This is a genomic window from Streptomyces sp. NPDC051219, assembly GCF_040682335.1.
Lineage (GTDB): Bacteria > Actinomycetota > Actinomycetes > Streptomycetales > Streptomycetaceae > Streptomyces.
This window is the reverse complement of sequence record NZ_JBFBAS010000090.1, coordinates 1-1,393: the sequence shown is the minus strand read 5'-3', so window position 1 is coordinate 1,393 and position 1,393 is coordinate 1. Positions and strand designations below refer to the sequence as shown.

1 protein-coding gene is annotated in these 1,393 nt (G+C 67.0%); it reads right to left on the bottom strand.

Annotated features, from left to right (window positions below):
* Positions 1-25 precede the first annotated feature (25 nt).
* The gene (locus AB0M62_RS34835) at positions 26-1,216 is read right to left on the bottom strand and encodes an IS110 family transposase (RefSeq protein ID WP_366078332.1); all 1,191 of its coding nucleotides are present in this window, start codon (positions 1,214-1,216) and stop codon (positions 26-28) included.
* Between the last annotated feature and the right edge of the window lie 177 nt (positions 1,217-1,393).

Here is a 1,393-nt window from a genome sequence, read left to right as displayed (position 1 = left end):
TACCGAACACCTCCTAATGACGTTGTCAAGCCGCGACTGTGACAGGGAGTTCGCGTTGGAAGCACCGTCCGTCACGGATCAATGCCCACAGAACGTTCACCCGCCGTCGAGCCAAGGCGAGGACTGCCTGGGTGTGCCGCTTCCCTTCGGCGCGCTTGCGCTCGTAGTAGCGACGGGACGCGTCGCAGTTGCGGATACTGATGAGTGCGGAGGTGTAGAAGACACGTTGCAGCCCGCGGTGGTAGCGCCTGGGGCGGTGCAGGTTGCCGCTGACGTTGCCGGAGTCCCGGGGAACCGGGGCGACTCCCGCGAAGCTGGCCAGACGGTCGGAGCTGCCGAAGCGGCTCATGTCGCCGGCGGTGGCGGCGAGGAACTCGGCGCCCAGCAGCGGGCCGATGCCGGGCATGCTGGAGATCACTTCGGCGAGTTCGTGCTCGCGAAACCGGGCCGCAATGAGCTTGTCGATCTCGGCGATCTGCTCGGTGAGGCCCATCACCTCCTTCGCCAGGGTGTGGATCACCTGCGCGGTGATCTTCTCCCCGGGGACGGCGGTGTGCTGGCGCTCGGCCGCGTCCAGAGCGGCCTCGGCCAGAGCGTCGGCGCCGCGGACCTTGCGGTTTCTGAGCCAGGTCTCCAGGCGGCTGCGGCCGGTGCGGCGCAGGGCGGCCGGCGTCTGATAGCCGGCCAGCAGGACCAGCGGGCCGACGTTTCCGAGATCGAGCGCACGCTCCAATGCCGGGAAAATGCTGGTGAGTTGACCTCGCATACGGTTGATCCGGCGGGTGCGGTCCGCGTTGAGATCGGCACGGCGGTCCGTGAGGATCCGGAGCTCGACGGCCTGCTCGTCGTCCGGCCGCAGGATCGTCAGATCTCGTCTCATCCGGGCCTGGTCGGCGATGACGGTTGCGTCCTTGGCGTCGGTCTTGCCCACGCCCCGGTAGCCGACCGATGCCCTGTTTACCGCCAGTCCGGGTATGTAGACGAGCTGCTGGTCATGGTTGAGCAGTATGTTGATCAGCAGGGTGGCCATGCCGTCGGCGACGTCGACCGCCCAGACGACGTCCTCGTCGATCGCCAGCACGTCGGCGAGCAGAGCCAGCAGTTCCGGCTCATCGTTCAGCACCCGGCGCGACAGCAGCCGCCTGCCTTCGTGGTCCAGGACCACGCAGTGATGGTGGGTCTTGCCGATGTCCGTACCCGCCCAGATCCGGGCCACCTGTTCCTCCGGTCGTTCAATGTGCGCTGTTCTCCCGGACGACCTCGCCAGCGTGGTCCTACTCAGCGATGCACCCGCAGGGGCCCGCAGCTCCTAATTAGCGGCCGAGTCGTCGTGAGACACCGGGCGGCCAGGTGTTGGGAACCATCGACGGCAACCCTCTGAAAGCCATACCCA